The organism is Streptomyces sp. GbtcB7 (assembly GCF_019091445.1).
GTDB lineage: Bacteria > Actinomycetota > Actinomycetes > Streptomycetales > Streptomycetaceae > Streptomyces > Streptomyces mirabilis.
Genome location: NZ_JAGXJM010000485.1, coordinates 1 through 246 on the forward strand (window position 1 = coordinate 1; position 246 = coordinate 246).

Genomic DNA, 246 nt, shown 5'->3' on the forward strand with positions numbered 1-246 from the left:
GCCGACGTCGGCGACGAGGCGACGCCACGTCGACCCGGGGAGCAGGAGGAAGCGCGGCCGGTTCACGACAGGACCTTGCGGATCGCGTTCGGGAGCTGGTCGAGCTCGCCCAGGGCCACGACGTCCGCGTCGCCCACGCGGCGCAGGGCCGGGACGTCGAGGCGGCTGTCCGCGATGATCGCGAGCGTGCGCACACCGAACGGCACGCGCGAGCAGGCGAGCCGGAGCTGCCCCGCGTCGACCGTG

1 protein-coding gene is annotated in these 246 nt (G+C 75.2%); it reads right to left on the reverse strand.

All coding sequences use genetic code 11. From position 1 onward, the window contains the following. Nucleotides 1-62: 62 nt before the first annotated feature. A partial coding sequence (locus KVT44_RS56570) for a hypothetical protein (RefSeq protein WP_217577101.1) occupies nt 63-246 on the reverse strand: 184 nt, incomplete at its 5' end.